At 62.8% G+C, this 17,532-nt stretch carries 17 protein-coding genes and 1 tRNA gene; 4 read left to right on the top strand and 14 right to left on the bottom strand.

Features of this window, described 5'->3' with window-relative positions:
- Window positions 1–35: 35 nt before the first annotated feature.
- The 11 genes from hscA to uvrB form a co-directional block, all read right to left on the bottom strand.
- Window positions 36–1,907 carry a Fe-S protein assembly chaperone HscA gene (hscA, locus tag PATSB16_RS04965; RefSeq protein WP_047212906.1) on the bottom strand — a complete coding sequence of 624 codons (1,872 nt, stop codon included), beginning with the start codon at window positions 1,905–1,907 and terminating at the stop codon, window positions 36–38.
- A 103-nt stretch (window positions 1,908–2,010) separates the two neighbouring features.
- The gene (gene hscB, locus PATSB16_RS04960) at window positions 2,011–2,577 is read right to left on the bottom strand and encodes a Fe-S protein assembly co-chaperone HscB (protein WP_047212904.1); all 567 of its coding nucleotides are present in this window, start codon (window positions 2,575–2,577) and stop codon (window positions 2,011–2,013) included.
- Between the two features lie 87 nt (window positions 2,578–2,664).
- Window positions 2,665–2,889: a DUF3565 domain-containing protein gene (locus PATSB16_RS04955; RefSeq protein ID WP_047212903.1), complete on the bottom strand. Its 225-nt coding sequence runs from the start codon at window positions 2,887–2,889 to the stop codon at window positions 2,665–2,667.
- A gap of 16 nt (window positions 2,890–2,905) precedes the next feature.
- Entirely contained in the window at window positions 2,906–3,229 is a 324-nt protein-coding gene (gene iscA / locus PATSB16_RS04950) for an iron-sulfur cluster assembly protein IscA (RefSeq protein ID WP_047212901.1), read from the bottom strand.
- Between the two features lie 19 nt (window positions 3,230–3,248).
- Window positions 3,249–3,653, bottom strand: coding sequence for a Fe-S cluster assembly scaffold IscU (gene iscU / locus PATSB16_RS04945; RefSeq protein WP_047212899.1), 405 nt, complete (start codon window positions 3,651–3,653; stop codon window positions 3,249–3,251).
- 41 nt (window positions 3,654–3,694) lie between these two features.
- Window positions 3,695–4,918: an IscS subfamily cysteine desulfurase gene (locus PATSB16_RS04940; protein WP_047212898.1), complete on the bottom strand. Its 1,224-nt coding sequence runs from the start codon at window positions 4,916–4,918 to the stop codon at window positions 3,695–3,697.
- Between the two features lie 32 nt (window positions 4,919–4,950).
- Window positions 4,951–5,469 carry a Fe-S cluster assembly transcriptional regulator IscR gene (gene iscR / locus PATSB16_RS04935; RefSeq protein WP_047212896.1) on the bottom strand — a complete coding sequence of 173 codons (519 nt, stop codon included), beginning with the start codon at window positions 5,467–5,469 and terminating at the stop codon, window positions 4,951–4,953.
- A 65-nt stretch (window positions 5,470–5,534) separates the two neighbouring features.
- Complete coding sequence (locus PATSB16_RS04930; RefSeq protein ID WP_047212895.1) at window positions 5,535–7,643, bottom strand: site-specific recombinase; 2,109 nt, start codon at window positions 7,641–7,643, stop codon at window positions 5,535–5,537.
- 19 nt (window positions 7,644–7,662) lie between these two features.
- Entirely contained in the window at window positions 7,663–8,151 is a 489-nt protein-coding gene (locus tag PATSB16_RS04925; RefSeq protein WP_047212894.1) for a low molecular weight protein-tyrosine-phosphatase, read from the bottom strand.
- Between the two features lie 276 nt (window positions 8,152–8,427).
- Window positions 8,428–8,503: transfer RNA gene (locus PATSB16_RS04920), tRNA-Met, on the bottom strand.
- An 83-nt stretch (window positions 8,504–8,586) separates the two neighbouring features.
- Entirely contained in the window at window positions 8,587–10,671 is a 2,085-nt protein-coding gene (gene uvrB, locus PATSB16_RS04915; RefSeq protein WP_047212893.1) for an excinuclease ABC subunit UvrB, read from the bottom strand.
- A gap of 191 nt (window positions 10,672–10,862) precedes the next feature.
- Here uvrB and PATSB16_RS04910 point away from each other — a divergent pair, with 191 nt between their 5' ends.
- Together PATSB16_RS04910 and PATSB16_RS04905 are read left to right on the top strand one after the other, a co-directional pair.
- Complete coding sequence (locus PATSB16_RS04910; RefSeq protein ID WP_047212892.1) at window positions 10,863–12,062, top strand: amino acid aminotransferase; 1,200 nt, start codon at window positions 10,863–10,865, stop codon at window positions 12,060–12,062.
- Between the two features lie 153 nt (window positions 12,063–12,215).
- Window positions 12,216–13,499: a polyhydroxyalkanoate depolymerase gene (locus PATSB16_RS04905; protein ID WP_047212891.1), complete on the top strand. Its 1,284-nt coding sequence runs from the start codon at window positions 12,216–12,218 to the stop codon at window positions 13,497–13,499.
- Here PATSB16_RS04905 and PATSB16_RS04900 read toward each other — a convergent pair.
- Window positions 13,496–14,149, bottom strand: a complete 654-nt coding sequence (locus tag PATSB16_RS04900) for a TetR/AcrR family transcriptional regulator (RefSeq protein ID WP_047216271.1) — start codon at window positions 14,147–14,149, stop codon at window positions 13,496–13,498. The two genes, PATSB16_RS04905 and PATSB16_RS04900, sit on opposite strands and share 4 nt — an antisense overlap.
- Before the next feature lie 126 nt (window positions 14,150–14,275).
- Between PATSB16_RS04900 and rsxB the strand changes: the two genes are divergently transcribed.
- Both rsxB and nth read left to right on the top strand, forming a co-directional pair.
- On the top strand, window positions 14,276–15,121 hold the full coding sequence (gene rsxB / locus PATSB16_RS04895) for an electron transport complex subunit RsxB (protein ID WP_047212890.1): 846 nt from the start codon (window positions 14,276–14,278) through the stop codon (window positions 15,119–15,121).
- On the top strand, window positions 15,118–15,765 hold the full coding sequence (nth, locus tag PATSB16_RS04890; protein WP_047212889.1) for an endonuclease III: 648 nt from the start codon (window positions 15,118–15,120) through the stop codon (window positions 15,763–15,765). The genes rsxB and nth overlap by 4 nt, the downstream gene beginning before the upstream one ends.
- Window positions 15,766–15,937: 172 nt before the next feature.
- Here the strand turns inward: nth and PATSB16_RS04885 are convergent, their stop codons facing one another.
- Together PATSB16_RS04885 and PATSB16_RS04880 are read right to left on the bottom strand one after the other, a co-directional pair.
- Window positions 15,938–16,525 carry a malonic semialdehyde reductase gene (locus PATSB16_RS04885; protein WP_047212888.1) on the bottom strand — a complete coding sequence of 196 codons (588 nt, stop codon included), beginning with the start codon at window positions 16,523–16,525 and terminating at the stop codon, window positions 15,938–15,940.
- Between the two features lie 60 nt (window positions 16,526–16,585).
- Window positions 16,586–17,515 carry a DMT family transporter gene (locus PATSB16_RS04880; protein ID WP_047212887.1) on the bottom strand — a complete coding sequence of 310 codons (930 nt, stop codon included), beginning with the start codon at window positions 17,513–17,515 and terminating at the stop codon, window positions 16,586–16,588.
- Window positions 17,516–17,532 lie beyond the last annotated feature (17 nt).

Genomic DNA, 17,532 nt, shown 5'->3' with positions numbered 1-17,532 from the left:
AGTTTCTTGCATTCGAATCGGCGAGAATCAGCCGTTCACGTATTCAGGTCATTGACCTTGCGTCCGGCCAGCGCGGCCCGGATGCTCTTGTCCATTCGGCGCGCGGCGAAATCCTCGGTAGCACGGCCAAGCGCGTCGATGCCGTCCTTGATCGCCAGGTGATCGGTGCCCGTCGCTAGCGTGCGCAAGGCGGCGATTTGCGCGTCGATGCGTGTGCGCTCAGCCGCATCGAGCAGATCGTGATCGGCATCCAGCGCGCTCTCGGTCGCGGCGATCAAGCGCTCGGCCTCGACCTGCTCTTCTCTCAGGGCACGTGCGCGCATGTCGACCTCGGCGGCACTGAAACTGTCCTGCAGCATGCGCGCGATGTCGTCGTCGGCCAGCCCGTAAGACGGCTTGACCACGATCGACGCTTCCACGCCCGAGTGGAGTTCCTGGGCCACCACCGAGAGCAGCCCGTCGGCGTCGACCTGGTAGGTCACGCGAATCCGGGCCGCGCCGGCGGCCATGGGCGGGATGCCGCGCAATTCGAAACGGGCCAGCGAGCGGCAGTCGTTGGCCAGTTCGCGCTCGCCTTGCAGGACATGAATGGCCATCGCCGTCTGGCCGTCCTTGAAGGTGGTGAATTCCTGGGCGCGGGCGACCGGAATGGTCGAGTTGCGGGGAATGATCTTTTCCACCAGGCCGCCCATCGTTTCCACGCCGAGCGACAATGGAATCACATCGAGCAGCAGCCAATCGTCGCCGGGCGCGCGATTGCCCGCCAGCAGATTGGCCTGAATCGCCGCGCCCAGCGCGACCACCTGGTCAGGGTCGAGATCGGTCAACGGCGGCTGGCCGAAGAACTCGCCGACCGCGGCGCGCACATGCGGCATGCGCGTGGCGCCGCCCACCAGCACAACGCCCTTGACCTCTTGCGCGCCAATGCCGGCGTCACGCAACGCCTTGCGCATCGGTCCGATGGTTTTCTGCACCAGGGGCTGCGTCAACCCGGCGAATTGCGCGGCGCTGATCGTCAGGCTCACCGCCCGGCCGTCACTGAGCGTCGCCGCGATGTCGGTTTGCTCCGTTGAGGACAATGCCTCCTTGGCGGTGCGCGCCTGATTCAACAGTTGCCGGACGTCCTGCGGTGCGAGCGCTGCCGGCAAACCGGCCTCGGCAAGGATCCAGCGATAGAGCGCCTGATCGAAATCGTCACCGCCAAGCGCGGAGTCGCCACCCGCGGCCAATACTTCGAACACCCCTTTGGTCAGCCGCAGGATGGAAATATCGAATGTGCCGCCGCCCAGGTCGTAGACGGCGTAGAGGCCTTCGGCGCCATTATCGAGCCCATACGCGAGCGCCGCCGCGGTGGGTTCGTTGAGCAGGCGCAGCACGTTCAGACCCGCCAGCTGCGCGGCGTCCTTGGTGGCTTGACGCTGGGCATCATCGAAATACGCCGGCACCGTGATGACCGCGCCCAGCAGTTCGTCGCCGAGCGAATCCTCGGCGCGTTGGCGCAACGTGGCGAGGATTTCCGCCGATACCTCGACCGGGCTCTTGACGCCGCCGGTGGTACGCAACTGCACCATGCCGGGGGCATCGACGAAATCATAGGGCGCGTTGTCGGCTTCCGCGACATCGCTCAGGCCGCGCCCCATGAAGCGCTTGACCGAGACGATCGTATTGCGCGGATCCTCCACCGCGGCGTCCTTGGCGGCATGCCCGATATGCGTGCGACCGCCAGCCAGGTAACGCACCACCGAGGGCAACAGCACTCTGCCCCGCTCGTCGGGCAGGACTTCAGCCACGCCATTGCGCACCGTCGCCACCAGCGAGTGCGTGGTTCCCAGGTCGATGCCGACCGCCAGGCGCCGTTGATGCGGCGCGGGTGACATCCCCGGTTCGGAAATTTGTAGTAACGCCATAATTCGCTTGCATCGGGCCGGCCGCCTGCATCCGGCCAGTCTCTCGTTAATCGGTCTGCGTCACGTCGGTGCCGAGCTCGCTGCGACGGCTCGGCTGCCGTCGTCACGCCATATCTTCCAAACGCTCGATACGCTGTACGATCTCCTGCTCTGCGCGCTCGATAAACATCAGTTGGCGCACTGCCTCGGCCGCCGGTTGGTGCGCGTTGCCGTCGAGCCACTCGCCAAGCTTCTGGTACCGCGCGCGCTTCTCGTCGCGCAATTCGCCCAGCAAGCGCTCCAACGCGTCCGGATTGCCAGCGGCAACCGCATCATCGATCGTCTCGCGCCATTCCATTTGCTGCATCAGAAACGCCGGCGCCATCGCGGTGTTGCTCTCGGCTGCCACGTCGACGCCATGCAAGCCGAGCAGATACACCGCGCGTTTGAGCGGCTGGCGCAGGGTCTGGAATGCCTCGTTGGCCTGTGCCGCCCATTGCATCGCCGCGCGCCGCTGCGCGGCGCCTGCGCTGGCGAAACGATCAGGGTGGACCTGTCCCTGCACGGCACGATAGGCGCTCTCCAGCGCCGCCAGATCGAGCTCGAAGCGCTGCGGCAAGCCGAACAGTTCAAAGTAATCGCCCTTGAGCGCGTTTGCCGTTCCTGTAGTCTGTCCCGAGTTCTCTGCCATGCCACTCCACTATCGTTACTGCATTCGCCCCAGAAAAAAAGCGGCTGTCGCCGCCTTGATTCATCGCCTGGCGCCTGCGCGGCGCCATCATTGCTCGACCCGCTCCTGCCACGCGTCGGCGGGCTCGCCGCGTTCGCATTTCCGGCAATACAGCACACTGCCGATGCGGGCCTCGCGCGTCTGCGCCGATTGGGTCCATGGGCGACTTTGCCAGGGCGGATCGTGACGCACGTGCTGACCGTGTCCGCAGGCCAGCTCGGCTACCCAGTGCCCTTCGTCGTCGAGATGAAAGCCGATGATCCGGCGCGGCACGCCAGTCGATGACGAGTCAGACGCGGAATGACTCACCGCAACCGCACTCATCCTTGACGTTGGGGTTATTGAAGCGGAATCCTTCGTTCAACCCCTCGCGCGCAAAGTCGAGCTCCGTGCCATCGATATAGGCCAGACTTTTCGGATCGACGATGACCTTCACGCCATGGCATTCGAACACTTCGTCGTGCGGTTCGATCTCATCGGCGTACTCGAGCTTGTATGCCAGGCCAGAGCAGCCGGTCGTCTTCACGCCGAGCCGCAAGCCGACGCCCTTGCCGCGCCGCGTCAGATAGCGCGAGACATGCTGCGCGGCTTTTTCGGTCAATGTAATTGCCATATCGAATCCGCCAGTTCGATCAGGCCGCTGCCTGATCGGCTGCCGCCTCGTGCTTTTGCTTGTAGTCGGCCACGGCCGCCTTGATTGCGTCCTCGGCAAGAATCGAGCAGTGAATCTTCACCGGCGGCAACGCCAGCTCCTCGGCAATCTGTGTGTTCTTGATCGTCAGCGCCTGATCGAGCGTCTTGCCCTTGACCCATTCGGTCACCAGCGACGATGAAGCGATAGCGGAGCCACAGCCATAGGTTTTGAACTTGGCATCCTCGATCACGCCCTGTTCATTGACCCGAATCTGCAGCTTCATCACGTCGCCGCAAGCCGGCGCACCGACCATGCCGGTGCCGACCGCATCGTCACCCTTGTCGAACGACCCCACGTTACGGGGATTTTCGTAATGATCCAGAACTTTGTTGCTGTAAGACATAACGCGCTCCTAGTATTCCGTATAACCTGTTTGGCGATCGCTCAATGCGCCGCCCATTGAATCGAGTTCAGGTCGACGCCGTCCTTGTACATTTCCCACAGCGGCGAGAGGTCGCGCAGCTTGGCGATCTTGCCCTGCAGCAACTTGACGACATAATCGACGTCCTGCTCGGTGGTAAACCGGCCAACCGTGAAACGGATCGAGCTGTGCGCCAGTTCGTCGTTGCGGCCCAGCGCGCGCAATACGTACGAAGGCTCCAGCGAAGCCGACGTGCAGGCCGACCCCGACGAGACGGCCACGTCCTTGATCGCCATGATCAGCGACTCGCCTTCGACAAAATTGAAACTAATGTTCAGGTTGTGCGGCACACGGTGCTCCATGTCACCGTTGACATACACTTCTTCCATCTGCGTCAGGCCATGCAGCAGCTTGTCGCGCAGCATCCGGATGCGCTCGTTCTCGACCGCCATTTCCTCGCGCGCCAGACGGAACGCCTCGCCCATGCCGACAATCTGATGCGTGGCCAACGTGCCCGAGCGCATCCCGCGCTCGTGCCCGCCGCCGTGAATCTGCGCCTCGATACGCACACGCGGCTTGCGGCGCACGTACAGCGCGCCGATGCCTTTGGGGCCATAGGTCTTGTGCGCCGAGAACGCCATCAGGTCGACCTTCCAGTTGGCCAGATCGATCGCCATCTTGCCGGTGGCCTGAGCCGCATCGACGTGGAAAATAATGCCCTTGTCGCGGCAGATTTCACCGATCTGCGGAATGTCCTGAATCACGCCGATTTCGTTGTTGACCAGCATCACCGAAACCAAAATGGTATCGGGCCGCAGCGCTTGCTTGAACGCTTCGATATCGAGCAGACCGTCTTCCTTGACGTCGAGGTAGGTCACCTCGAACCCTTCGCGCTCGAGCTCGCGGCAGGTATCGAGCACGGCCTTGTGTTCGGTCTTGAGCGTGATGATGTGTTTGCCCTTGCCGCGGTAGAAATGCGCCGCGCCCTTGAGGGCCAGGTTATCGGACTCGGTCGCACCGGAGGTCCAGATGATTTCCCGCGGGTCCGCATTGACCAGCGCCGCCACCTGCTCCCGTGCTTCTTCGACAGCGCGCTCAGCGGCCCAGCCGAACGAGTGGCTGCGCGACGCCGGGTTACCGAACTGTTCGCGCAAGTAGGGCAGCATTTTGTCCACCACGCGCGGATCGATCGGCGTGGTCGCACTGTAATCCATGTAAATGGGGAGTTGCAGGGTGTCGTTTTTCATGAATGCTCCAAAAGCTCACTGCGCTCGCGCTACTAACGAGCCATATCGAATACGGAATTGGGAATTCTGGCGCCCAGGCTGCGCGCCGGCGTCGCCTCGCGCGAATCATGCAGCACCGAGGACTGCGCTTGTTTGTTGCGTTGCTGCTCCACCAAATCCTTCAGAGACACCGAATCCAGGTACTCAACCATCTTCTGGTTCAATGTCGCCCACAATTCGTGCGTCATGCATTGGCGCTTGGCGCCATCCTGCCCTTCGCAATTGCCCTTGCTGCCGCATTGCGTCGCATCCAGCGGCTCGTCGACCGCGATAATGATGTCGGCCACCGTCACGTCTTCGGCGCGGCGTGCCAGGCTGTAGCCGCCGCCGGGGCCGCGCACGCTCTCCACGATCTCGTGGCGGCGCAGCTTGCCGAACAGTTGCTCAAGATAAGAGAGGGAAATGTGCTGACGCTGACTGATGCCCGCGAGCGTCACGGGCCCACCGTCCTGGCGCATGGCCAGGTCGATCATCGCCGTGACGGCGAAACGTCCTTTCGTGGTGAGTCTCATGATCGTGCAGGGATATAATCTCGACTATTTCGCTCAAGTATAAATACCCTACAGATTTAGTCAAGTTATTCGGGATTGATTTTAGCTTTTGGCGCAATAGGAAAAATCAAACAAAGAGGATTTCGCCAGACTGCGCGCCAGATGGCGCGGTGGATCTGCCGTCGATCGACGGGCCGCAGGGAGCGGGAGCGCAGCGCCATCTGAAAGGCTAGCATAAAACTTACCCCCACATTCAGGATGGCCATACTGGTGATTCCGGAGACAGCCAGCCAAAGCGCCCGCATATCCAGCGCTTGCGGGCCCAGCACGCCCAATGCCGCGGCGATCGCCCCGATGCTCAGCGTCACGTGGCGCACTTCGAACGGCAAGGCAAAAGCGGTAAAAATTGCCGGCACCAATCCCAGCATCAGGCCCAGACCGGCATTGCCCACGACCCCGGAAACATGCTCGCGACAAAACGCCGCGAGACGGGCTGCGCCGCGGTCACCGAAAACGAAACGCAACCGGCGGTTATAGGCGAGCACGTCGCCCAGTCGATGAAACGCGAACCAATTGTCGGCCCACCCCGACAGCACGCTGGAAAACCAGAGTAGAACACCCGTCAGGGCCGCGTAGATCGGCGTCCAGCCAAGCAGCGAAAAGGACGTCAGCGTCGCGCTGGCCTTGGCCGGGGAAATCAGGTCGACCCCCAGCGCGCTGGCGGCAAGCCACTGGATCAGCAGGCAGCCGGGAAAAACCAGCGCGAGGTTGCCGAAAATGGCCGCCGCTTGCGTGCGCACCAACGCGATCACCTCATCCACAAAGGCGGCCATGCCCTCCGGCGTGTGCACGCCGTCGAGCTTGCCGGCGATCGCCGGTGCCGTCATCGCCGGTTGCTTGGTCGCCAGGGTGAAATGACAAAAATGCATCAGCAGGAAGCTGGCCGCGTAATTCAAGCCGGCCAGAAGACCCTCCACCATGGGTTGCAAATGAGCGCCGACGATAAAGAATTTCAAATAGACAGTGGCTACCGTCACCAGCCCCCCGCCGGCTGCCATCTTCAGCATCGACAGATAGGCCGGGCGGTCCTTCGCAATGTAGTGTTCACCGGTCTCGGCGCTGCGCTCGACCACCTTGCGTGCAAGCAGGCCGAACGAGGTTCTCGCCAGCGAGGCCACGCTCTGACTGGCACGGTTTGCCCGAATGAGATCCGCCAGCAGGCTGATGCGCGCCTGGAGGGCATCGTTGCCGGTCGCCAGCCATGCCTCGAGCAGGCGCTCCAATCGGCGAATGCGGGTGCGCATGCGCTCGACCTGAAAGACAATTTCGACGCTGACGCCGTTGTCGTCCAAATGCGCATACACTTCGCCAATCGCACGCCGACAGTCGTCCAGCACCAGTCGGAAATAATTCACTTGCTGAAGCAGGCGCTGGCTGGGCGGTGCGCCACTGCCGAAGTCCTGCGCGGCATCTTCGACCGCCTGCATGGCGCGGCTCAAGCGGTAAAACGGCAACTCCGTCGTGCGCACTTCGGCCAGCCGCGTGCGCACCGCATACGACAGGCCAGTCGAGCCGATCTGGCTCACCAGATTGTGCATCGCCGCCATCAGGTCTTGCGCAAAGCGGTTCCAATCGCATTCATCGCCGGTCACCTCGAATTGCAGCAGGTCGGCCAGCGCAATGCGCAGGTCATCCGGCAACTCGACGACCCACTCGGCATCATCGGCCGAGTTGAACATTAACGTGAAGAGAGCGCCCAGATCACGGCGCGTCGGCGGCGGCGGAATCAGGTGAGTTTCGAGACGTTCGACCAGCGCCCCCCAGAATCCTGAGCGCACCGGCATGCCGGTATCGCAAAGCAAAGACATGGCATCGCTCTCGTGGATGATCGAGCGCAGCGTGCGCGCGACCGCAAGACGCCATGCGGGATTGCGCTCCAGCATTTGCAGCAGGTAGCGCAGACGGGTGTGTGGCGGGAATGTCGCGCCTTTGCCGGTCGCCTCGACCGCGTCGTGCCGCAACTCGTCAGGCAACGAGCCGCCGCGATGCAGCCAATGCGCGAGCTCGATCAGCCACTGATTGCGCACGCCCAGCGGCGCGGTGGGGTCGGCGTGCGCGAGCAGTGCGTCGAGTTGCTGTCCGGCATGGCGGGAGACTCGCCACTTCCTCCAGTACGTGCGCAGGGTCAGCAGCATGACGTGTTATGTAGATCTTTCAGGAGTCGGCGCGCAAGTGTTCGCGCAAATGCGCCAGCAGTCCCTCGCAGGCGTCTTCGACATAATCGAGCACCTGCTCGAAACCTTGCGCCGCGCCGTAATACGGGTCGGGCACATGCTCGGCAGCATGCTTGCTCGCGAATCGCATCAGCAAAGCCAGCTTGTGCTGTTGCGCGGCTGGGCAGCGCGCGCGCAATTCGGCGAGATTGTCGGCGTCCATCGCCAGGAGCCAGTCGAAGCGCTGAAAATCCTCAGTCGTCACCAGGCGCGAGCGCAGTGCCGTCAGGTCGTAGCCGCGTGCGGCGGCCGCCGCCTGGCTGCGTGCATCGGGGGCGTGGCCCAGATGATAACCGTGGGTGCCGGCCGAATCGATGACGATCTCATCGTCCAACCCAGCCTCGACGACCAAGCGCCGCATCACGCCCTCGGCGCTCGGCGAGCGACAGATATTGCCCATGCAAACGAACAGGACTGAGACTTTCTGCATTTGATCAGATCAAAACGGGAAGCGCCGCCGGCTTGACGCGATGACGAATTATAAGGTGGCATCGATGCCGCTTCGAATGCCTTGATCACCGTGCGCCCTTATCCACAGAAAAAGTGCACAAGCTTGTTGATAACGTGTTAACGCGTGCGCTAACACATTGACGCAAAAGCCATTGCCTTCAGTGATTCGCGGTTGTCCGAGGCACGCCGAATCTGCCGCGGGCGCGCAGAAAACGCCAAGGCCCGCGCGATGGCGGGCCTTGGCGATGATTCGGACTGGTTGCGGGGGCTGGACTCGAACCAGCGACCTTCGGGTTATGAGCCCGACGAGCTGCCAACTGCTCCACCCCGCGTCAGAGGGAGTGAAGTATATAGCGTCGGGAAAAATAAGCAACCAGAAATTCGCGCGACAACGCAATTTTTATTGGGCAGCGCTTCACAGCGCTGCCATCTCTCCGGCACCATCGGCGCCGAAGACCTGCTGCTTGACGTGCAGCAACTGGTCTCGCACCTGGGCCGCCTGCTCGAACTCGAGATTGCGCGCGTGTTCCTGCATCAATTTTTCCAGCCGTTTGATTTCCTTCGACAACTGCTTTTCGCTCATCTCCTGATATCGCGCCTGCTCCTCGGCAACCTGCAGCTCCGCACGTGCCTCGTCCGGGTCGTACACGCCGTCGATGATGTCCTTGATGCGCTTGGTCACGGAGGTCGGCGTAATCCCCAGCGCTTCGTTATGTGCTGTCTGCTTGGCGCGCCGACGATTGGTCTCGTCGATCGCCCGGCGCATCGAGTCGGTGACCTTGTCACCGTAGAGAATCGCCAGTCCGTGAATGTTGCGCGCGGCCCGGCCGATGGTCTGGATCAGCGAACGCTCGGCCCGCAGGAAGCCTTCCTTGTCGGCATCGAGAATCGCCACCAGCGACACCTCGGGAATGTCCAGCCCCTCGCGCAGCAAGTTGATGCCGACCAGCACGTCGAACGCACCGAGCCGCAAATCACGAATGATTTCGACGCGCTCAACCGTGTCGATATCGCTGTGCAGGTAGCGCACCTTGATGCCGTTATCCGCCAGATATTCGGTCAGCTGCTCAGCCATGCGCTTGGTCAGCGTCGTCACCAGCACGCGCTCGTTGACCTTGACCCGCTTGTGGATTTCCGACAGTACGTCGTCCACCTGATTGTGCGCTGGGCGCACCAGGATCTCGGGATCGATGAGGCCGGTCGGGCGCACGACTTGCTCGACCACCTGGCCGGCTTGACGATTTTCATAATCGGCGGGCGTGGCCGAGACGAAGATCACCTGGCGCATCTTGCGCTCGAATTCGGCGAATTTGAGCGGCCGGTTATCCAGCGCCGACGGCAACCGGAATCCGTAATTCACCAGATTTTCCTTGCGGGCTCGGTCGCCGTTGTACATGCCATTGAATTGCCCGATCAGCACATGCGACTCGTCCAGAAACATCAGCGCGTCACTGGGCAAATAATCGACCAGGGTCGGCGGTGGTTCGCCCGGTTGCGCGCCGGACAAATGGCGAGAGTAGTTTTCGATGCCCTTGCAGAAACCCAGCTCCTGCAGCATTTCGAGATCGAAGCGAGTGCGCTGCTCGAGCCGCTGCGCCTCGACCAGCTTGTTTTCTGCGTAGAAGAAATCGAGCCGCTCGCGCAGTTCTTCCTTGATTGCCTCGATCGCGCGCATCACCGTCTCGCGCGGCGTGACGTAGTGCGACGATGGATACACCGTGAAGCGCGGAATTTTCTGCCGTATGCGGCCGGTGAGCGGATCGAACAATTGCAGCGACTCGATCTCATCGTCGAACAGTTCGACCCGCACGGCCAACTCCGCATGCTCGGCAGGGAAAATATCGATGGTGTCGCCGCGCACCCGAAAGGTGCCGCGCGCGAAATCCATGTCATTGCGCGTGTACTGCATCGCGATCAACCGCGCGATGACCTCGCGCTGGCCGATCTTGTCGCCCTGGCGCAGCACCAGGATCATTCGGTGATACTCGTTCGGATTGCCGATCCCGTAAATCGCCGAAACCGTCGCCACAATCACGGTGTCGCGCCGCTCGAGCAGGCTCTTGGTGGCCGACAGGCGCATCTGCTCGATGTGCTCGTTGATCGACGAGTCCTTCTCGATGTACAGGTCGCGCTGCGGCACATACGCTTCGGGCTGGTAGTAGTCATAGTACGAGACGAAATATTCCACCGCGTTATGCGGGAAAAATTCGCGAAACTCGGAATACAGCTGCGCAGCGAGCGTCTTGTTCGGCGCGAACACAATGGCGGGTCGTCCGAGGCGGGCAATCACATTGGCCATCGTGAAAGTCTTGCCGGAGCCGGTCACCCCCAGCAGCGTCTGAAAGGACAACCCGTCGTCAATGCCCTCGACCAGTTGGCGAATCGCCTCGGGCTGGTCGCCCGCCGGGGCGAACGGTTGATACAAGCGGTAGGGGGAGCCTTCGAAGCTGATGAATTTGCTCTCGTCGAGCCCGTCGGAAACTTTGTGCAAATCTGGCATGGCGTTTGGCAGGGCCCTGCGCCCGGACGGCAAAAGAGCATTCTACCGTCTTCGGACTCGGCAAGCCCGGCGCGCGCGGCGCCCTCATGTCCCGCGCCGCCGCCGAAGGCGATATTTCTCCGTTACAATATATGTTTTCGCCCTCAGGGCGCACGCCCGACCCTCGTTTCCTCTCTCACAGCCGATCTATCATGACGCTCTTCTCCGCCGTCGAACTGGCCCCTCGCGACCCCATTCTTGGCCTGACCGAAGCTTTTAACGCCGATACCCGCCCCACCAAGGTCAATCTTGGCGTTGGCGTGTACTACAACGATCAAGGACGCATTCCGCTGTTGCGTGCCGTGCAGGAAGCGGAGAAGGCACGGGTCGCGGCCGCGGCGCCGCGCGGCTATTTGCCGATCGAAGGCATCGCAGCCTACGACCAGGCGGTGCAGAAGATGTTGTTCGGCGCCGAATCGGCATTGATTGCCGAAGGTCGCGTGGTTACCGCGCAAGCGTTGGGCGGCACGGGCGCGCTCAAGATCGGAGCCGACTTCCTGCGCCAGCTCAACCCCTCGGCCAAGGTCGCCATCAGCGATCCGAGCTGGGAAAATCACCGCGCGCTGTTCTCTGCCGCCGGTTTCGAGGTGGTGGCCTATCCGTACTACGACGCCGCCACCCATGGCGTGAATCTCGACGGCATGCTCGATGCGCTGGGCAAGCTGCCGGCACGCTCCATCGTCGTGCTGCACGCCTGCTGCCATAACCCGACCGGCGTCGATCTCGCCCCCGCCCAGTGGCAACAGGTGGTCGATGCGGTACGCGCACGCGATCTGGTGCCGTTCCTCGATATCGCCTACCAGGGATTCGGCGACGGCATCGAACCCGACGCCGCAGCCGTGCGCTTGTTCGCCGACGCTGGCCTGAGCTTCTTCGTGTCCAGCTCGTTCTCCAAGTCGTTCTCCCTGTATGGCGAGCGAGTCGGCGCGTTGTCGATCGTGACCGCCAGCAAGGATGAAAGCACCCGCGTGCTGTCGCAAGTCAAGCGAGTGATTCGTACCAACTACTCGAACCCGCCCACACATGGCGGCTCGATCGTCTCGGCAGTGCTCAACAGCCCGGAGCTGCGCGCGCTGTGGGAGCAGGAGCTCGGCGAAATGCGCGAGCGCATCCGCACCATGCGCCATGCATTGGTGAGCAAGCTCAAGGCGCAGGGAGTCGCGCGCGACTTCTCCTTTGTCGCACAGCAGCGTGGCATGTTCTCCTACTCCGGGCTGAGCGCGGAGCAAGTCGAGCGCCTGAAGACGGAATTCGGCATCTATGCGGTCGGCACCGGTCGCATTTGCGTCGCGGCGCTCAATAACGCCAATATCGACCCGGTCGTCACTGCGATCGCCCAGGTGCTGCGCTAACCCCTGTCGACCCTCCGTGGTCCAACGAAAACGGCCCGCCTCGGCGGGCCGTTCGTTTTGGAAACAAAAAATTCAAGCCATTGATTTTGTTGCGTTGCACACAAAATCAATGTACTGCATAATCAAATCATTCCCCTCGTTCCAAGGCATGCCATGCTGTATCAAATTCATGAATATCAGCGCGCCTGGTTAAATCCGATGACGGCCTGGGCAGAGGCCGCGGCAAAGTCGTTTGCCGACCCCGCCAGCCCGTTTGCCCTGATCCCCGGCGCCGCCCGGGTCGCTGCCGGGTACGAACTGCTTTACCGGCTGGGCAAGGCCTACGAAAAGCCGGAATTCGATATTCGCCAGATCGAAAAGGACGGTCGCAAGTGTCCGATCATCGAACAGACGATCATTGAGAAACCCTTCTGCCGCCTGCTGCGCTTCAAACGCTACTCGGACGACACCAATACCGTGCGGGGCATGAAGGAAGAGCCGACCGTGCTGGTTTGCGCGCCGCTGTCCGGCCATCACTCCACGCTGCTGCGCGACACCGTGCGCACACTGCTGCAAGATCACAAGGTGTACATCACCGACTGGAACGACGCACGCATGGTGCCGGCCTCCGAAGGACCGTTCCATCTCGACGACTATGTCGCCTACATACAGGATTTCATCCGCCACATCGGCGCCGAAAATCTGCATGTGATTTCGGTTTGCCAGCCCACCGTACCGGTACTGGCGGCCATCTCGCTGATGGCCAGCAACGGCGAGCCCACGCCCAAGACCATGACCATGATGGGCGGGCCGATCGATGCGCGCAAATGTCCGACGTCGGTCAACTCGCTGGCCACCAACAAGTCTTTCGAATGGTTCCGTGATACCGTCATTTACGCGGTGCCGAGCAACTATCCGGGCGCCGGCCGAATGGTCTATCCGGGTTTCCTGCAGCATGCCGGCTTCGTGGCGATGAACCCCGATCGGCACGTCACCTCGCATTGGGACTACTACCTCGACCTGTTGCGCGGCGACAACGACGACGCCGAGGCCCACCGCCGCTTCTACGACGAATACAACGCCGTGCTCGATATGGCGGCCGAGTATTACCTCGAGACCATTCACACTGTGTTCCAGGAATTTCGCCTGGCCAAGGGCACGTGGGATGTACGTGGCGAGCGCGTGCGCCCGCAGGACATCACTCGCACTGCCCTGTTCACGATCGAGGGCGAACTCGATGACATTTCCGGCAGCGGCCAGACCGAAGCGGCGCATGACCTTTGCACCGGCATTCCGGCGAGCCATCGCCAGCACTTCACGGCACCGGGTTGCGGACACTACGGCATCTTCTCCGGAAGCCGCTGGCGTACGGTGATTTACCCGAAAATCAGGGATTTCATTCGCGCTTACGACAATCCGATGCCCAAGACCGTCGCCAAGACGGCCTCCGCTCGCTAGTTAGCCGGCTTGGCGCCCGCGCGCAGGTAATTCAGCAGCATGTCAGTGTGAAATGCCATCGTGCGGGCCCGCTCCTCGGGCGCAAGAGGGTCGCGCCCCATCACGGTGGTCAGCGTGTGGCGATTGGAGAGCACGTAGTAGCCGAGCCCGGAGATCGTCACATAACATTGCACCGGATCGACGCCGGGCTGGATCGTGCCATCGGCCTCGCCGCGCTCGAGCACCGACGCCAGCATCGCGACAATCGGTGAGACGAACGCCTGGACCCGGGTCGATTCGCGCATATGGCGCGCCTCGTGAAGGTTTTCGTTGTTGATCAGCCGAATCAGCTCCGGATGCTGCTGATAATAGTTCCAGATGAAATGCGCCAGTTCCCGGACCGCATCGAGCGGCGCGAGCGCATCGAGCTGCAGCGCGTGTTCGGCGTCGTTGAAATCGCCGTAGACCTTCTCCAGCACGGCAAGATACAACTGATCCTTGTTGCCGAAGTAGTAATACAGCATGCGCTCGTTGACGTCGGCGCGACGGGCAATGCTGTCGACCCGGGCGCCGCTCAAGCCGCGCTCGGAGAACTCCTCGGTCGCGGCCTCGAGAATGCGCTTGCGCGTGCGTTCCGGATCCCGCTTGAGTTTGTTCAGATCTTGAGTCATGGCCTTGTCGTTCATGGAAGTCCAGCCTGTGCCGACTTTGCGCCCGGCGCGCGCATTATGGCACAGGGATCCGGCCGGCCCAAAAATCGACGATAATTTCCGATTGCCCTTAACCGATGTGCTGAAGTGACCGAATCCCGTTCCCTTGCCGAGCGTCTCGAAGACGCCTTGCCGCAGACGCAATGCACCAAATGCGGCTACGACGGTTGCCGGCCCTACGCCGAGGCGATGGCGCGCGGCCAGGCGCAACACAACCAGTGCCCGCCGGGCGGCGCGCAAGGCGTGGCGCGACTTGCCGACTTGCTAGGCAAACCGCCGCTGCCGCTCAATCCGGCCAATGGCGTGGAACGTCCACGGCCGCGCGCGCTCATCGACGAATCGTTATGCATCGGTTGCACCCTGTGCATGCAGGCGTGCCCGGTCGATGCGATCGTGGGCGCGGCCAAGCAAATGCACACCGTCGTCGAAGCCCTTTGCACCGGCTGCGACCTGTGCGTGCCGCCATGTCCGGTCGATTGCATCGCCATGGTGCCCGTCACCGGCAACCTGACCGGCTGGGATGCCTGGTCGCAGGCGCAGGCCGACGCCGCGCGCGAGCGCTATGAGCAACATCAGGCTCGCCGCAGGCGCGAGCAGGCGGCTCAGGAAGCCCGCCTGGCAGCCAAGGCGGCGCGCCTGGCTGCCGCCCAGGCGCAACCGCCTGGCGGCAACGCGCCGGCCGCCGCCGTCGACGCCGCCGCCGCCGCCGCCGCCGCACGCAAGCAGGCGATCATCCAGGCGGCGCTGGAGCGCGCCCGGCAAAAGAAGGAGGCCCTGCGCCAACAAGGGCTGGGGCCCAAAAACGTCGATAATCCGAGCGCACAAACCCAGGCCCAGATCGATCAGGCGGAGGCGCGGCGACGCCGTCTTGGCCTGAGCGATGCTCCGCCGGAACCCGGCAAGCCCGACAACCCAACAGGAACGCCGTCATGAACGACGTCAAGCGTCGCGCGATTTTCGAGACGTTGCGCGAACTCAACCCTCACCCCACCACCGAGCTGGCCTACACCACGCCGTTCGAACTGCTGATCGCCGTGATGCTCTCGGCGCAGGCAACCGACGTGTCGGTCAACAAAGCCACCCGCCGCCTGTTTCTGGTGGCCAATACGCCGCAGACGATGCTGGCGCTGGGCGAGCCGGGACTCACCGAATACATCAAGACCATCGGCCTGTTCCGCAACAAGGCCAAGAACGTCATTGCCACCTGCCGTCTGCTGCTCGAACGGCATGGCGGCCAGGTGCCAGCCTCGCGAGAGGCGCTCGAAGCCTTGCCCGGGGTCGGTCGCAAAACCGCCAACGTCGTGCTCAACACCGCATTCAGTCAGCCGACCATCGCTGTGGACACGCACATTTTCCGGGTCGCCAACCGCACCGGACTGGCCCCCGGCAAGGACCCGCTGGCCGTCGAGCTGGCGCTCGAGCGCACCACCCCCAACGAATTCCTCCTCGACGCGCATCATTGGCTGATTCTGCACGGACGTTATGTCTGCAAGGCCCGCAAGCCAGAGTGCTGGCACTGCGTGATCGAACCCCTGTGCGAATATCGCGATAAAACGCCGGCGCCCGACGGCGCGTGACACGGCGTTGAAAAACGTAGCGAGCGGGTTTGAATCAGGTCAGGCCGACGCGCGGGAAGCGGAGCGCACACGTCGGCTGTAACAATTCCGGGCACTGCCCAGCCCCGAGTCAGGCAGGCACACACGGCAGTCTCTCGACGCCCTGCCAAGCGGCCGCATCGAGACAAATCGCTCAGACGATCCGGCAAGCCTCGTCGAACGACAGGCGCGGGCCACGGGGGTGCAGTCGCGCCGCGTCGCCATACCCAAGATTGCAGATGAAATTCACCCGCCAGGTACTGTCGGCAAAGAACGCGGCATTGACCTTCTCGGCGTCGAACCCGCCCATCGGGCCGCAATCCAGGCCCAACGCACGGGCCGCGAGAATGAAATAACCGCCTTGCAGCGAACCGTTCATCAGCGCGGCGCGCGCAGCTCGTTCAGGGTTCGCGGCAAATCCGGTGCGCATGTCGGCATGCGGAAACAGGCGCGGCAAATGTTCGAAAAACGCCAAATCGTAGGCCACGATGGCCGTGACCGGCGCCGTGCGGGTCTTCTCGACATTGCCGGGCGCCATGCATTCAAGCAGCACGGCCTTTTGCGCCGGACTGCGCACGAAGACCATGCGCGCCGGCGTACTGTTGCCGGAGGTCGGCCCCCATTTCATCAGGTCGTACAAATCCTTGAGAACACTGTCGGGCACCGCCCTGTCCTGCCATGCGGCGTGCGTGCGGGCATCCGTGAACAGTTGCCCGATGGCGGACGGGTCGATTTGATTCATTGCCAGTTCCATGGTGAGAGTTCGTGCAGGCTTGATTTTAACGGCGCCGGCCGAATCGCGTCAGGCTGGCGTCGGCGGCTCGGGCGCATGGCTCTGGCGATCGCGCACCGACAGCCAGAGCACGCCGGCCAAAATCAGCAAGCCGCCGGCCAACTGCCCGGGCTTGAGTTTCTCGCCCAAGGTGATGGCGGCCAATGCCACGGTCACGCCCGGCTCGAGCGTCGACAGCATCGATGCGCGCGCCGCGCCCAACCGCTGCATGCCGGCAAAGAAAGTCAGGATCGCAACCACGGTCGAGAACACGGCAATCGCGACCAGCGCCAGCCATCCACCGGCGTGGGCCGGCCAATGCGGCGGGGCGCCCGCATGGCTGCGGACCAGCGCGGCGCAACTCAGGACCAGCGACGCGGCGCCACACACGACCAGCGTCGTCGCGCGCGGATCGACGCCGGCGCTCACGCGTGCCCCGACCACGATGTATATCGAGTAGATCATCGCAGCCCCGATCGCCAAACCGATGCCGAGCGGTTGGCCGACGCCGCCACCCACTGTCAGCGCGCAACCGGCCGAGCACAGCAGCAGCGCGCCAATCTTAACCCGCGTGAGCCGCTCGTGCAGGAACATAGCCGCCAACACGGTCACGAAAAACGGGTACAGATAAAGCAGCAACGCCACCAGGCCAGCCTGCGCGAATCGCAGTGCCTCGAAATAGCAGATCGATTGCCCGACATACCCGATGCCGCCCATCAAGGCCAGCGCGGCGACGCGCCGCCAGGGCGGCAGCGCGATACGCCGGGACCATGCGAACCACCCGAGCAATACGAAAGCAAGGCCAAAACGCGTCAGCAGCAAGCCGAACACGTCCGCTCCGTCGGCATAGGCGGCGCGAGCGAAAATCGGCATCGCGCCAAAAGCGGCAGCCGAGCTGGCGATCAGCGCCACGCCCTGCCAGGCGCCGGCCGGCCAGCGCAGTCTCAATGCATGCGTCATAATGTCGAACGATCGCT

The organism is Pandoraea thiooxydans (assembly GCF_001931675.1).
Taxonomy (GTDB): Bacteria; Pseudomonadota; Gammaproteobacteria; order Burkholderiales; family Burkholderiaceae; genus Pandoraea; species Pandoraea thiooxydans.
The sequence above is the reverse complement of the archived record's forward strand: the minus strand, read 5'-3'. Positions and strand labels throughout refer to the sequence as shown.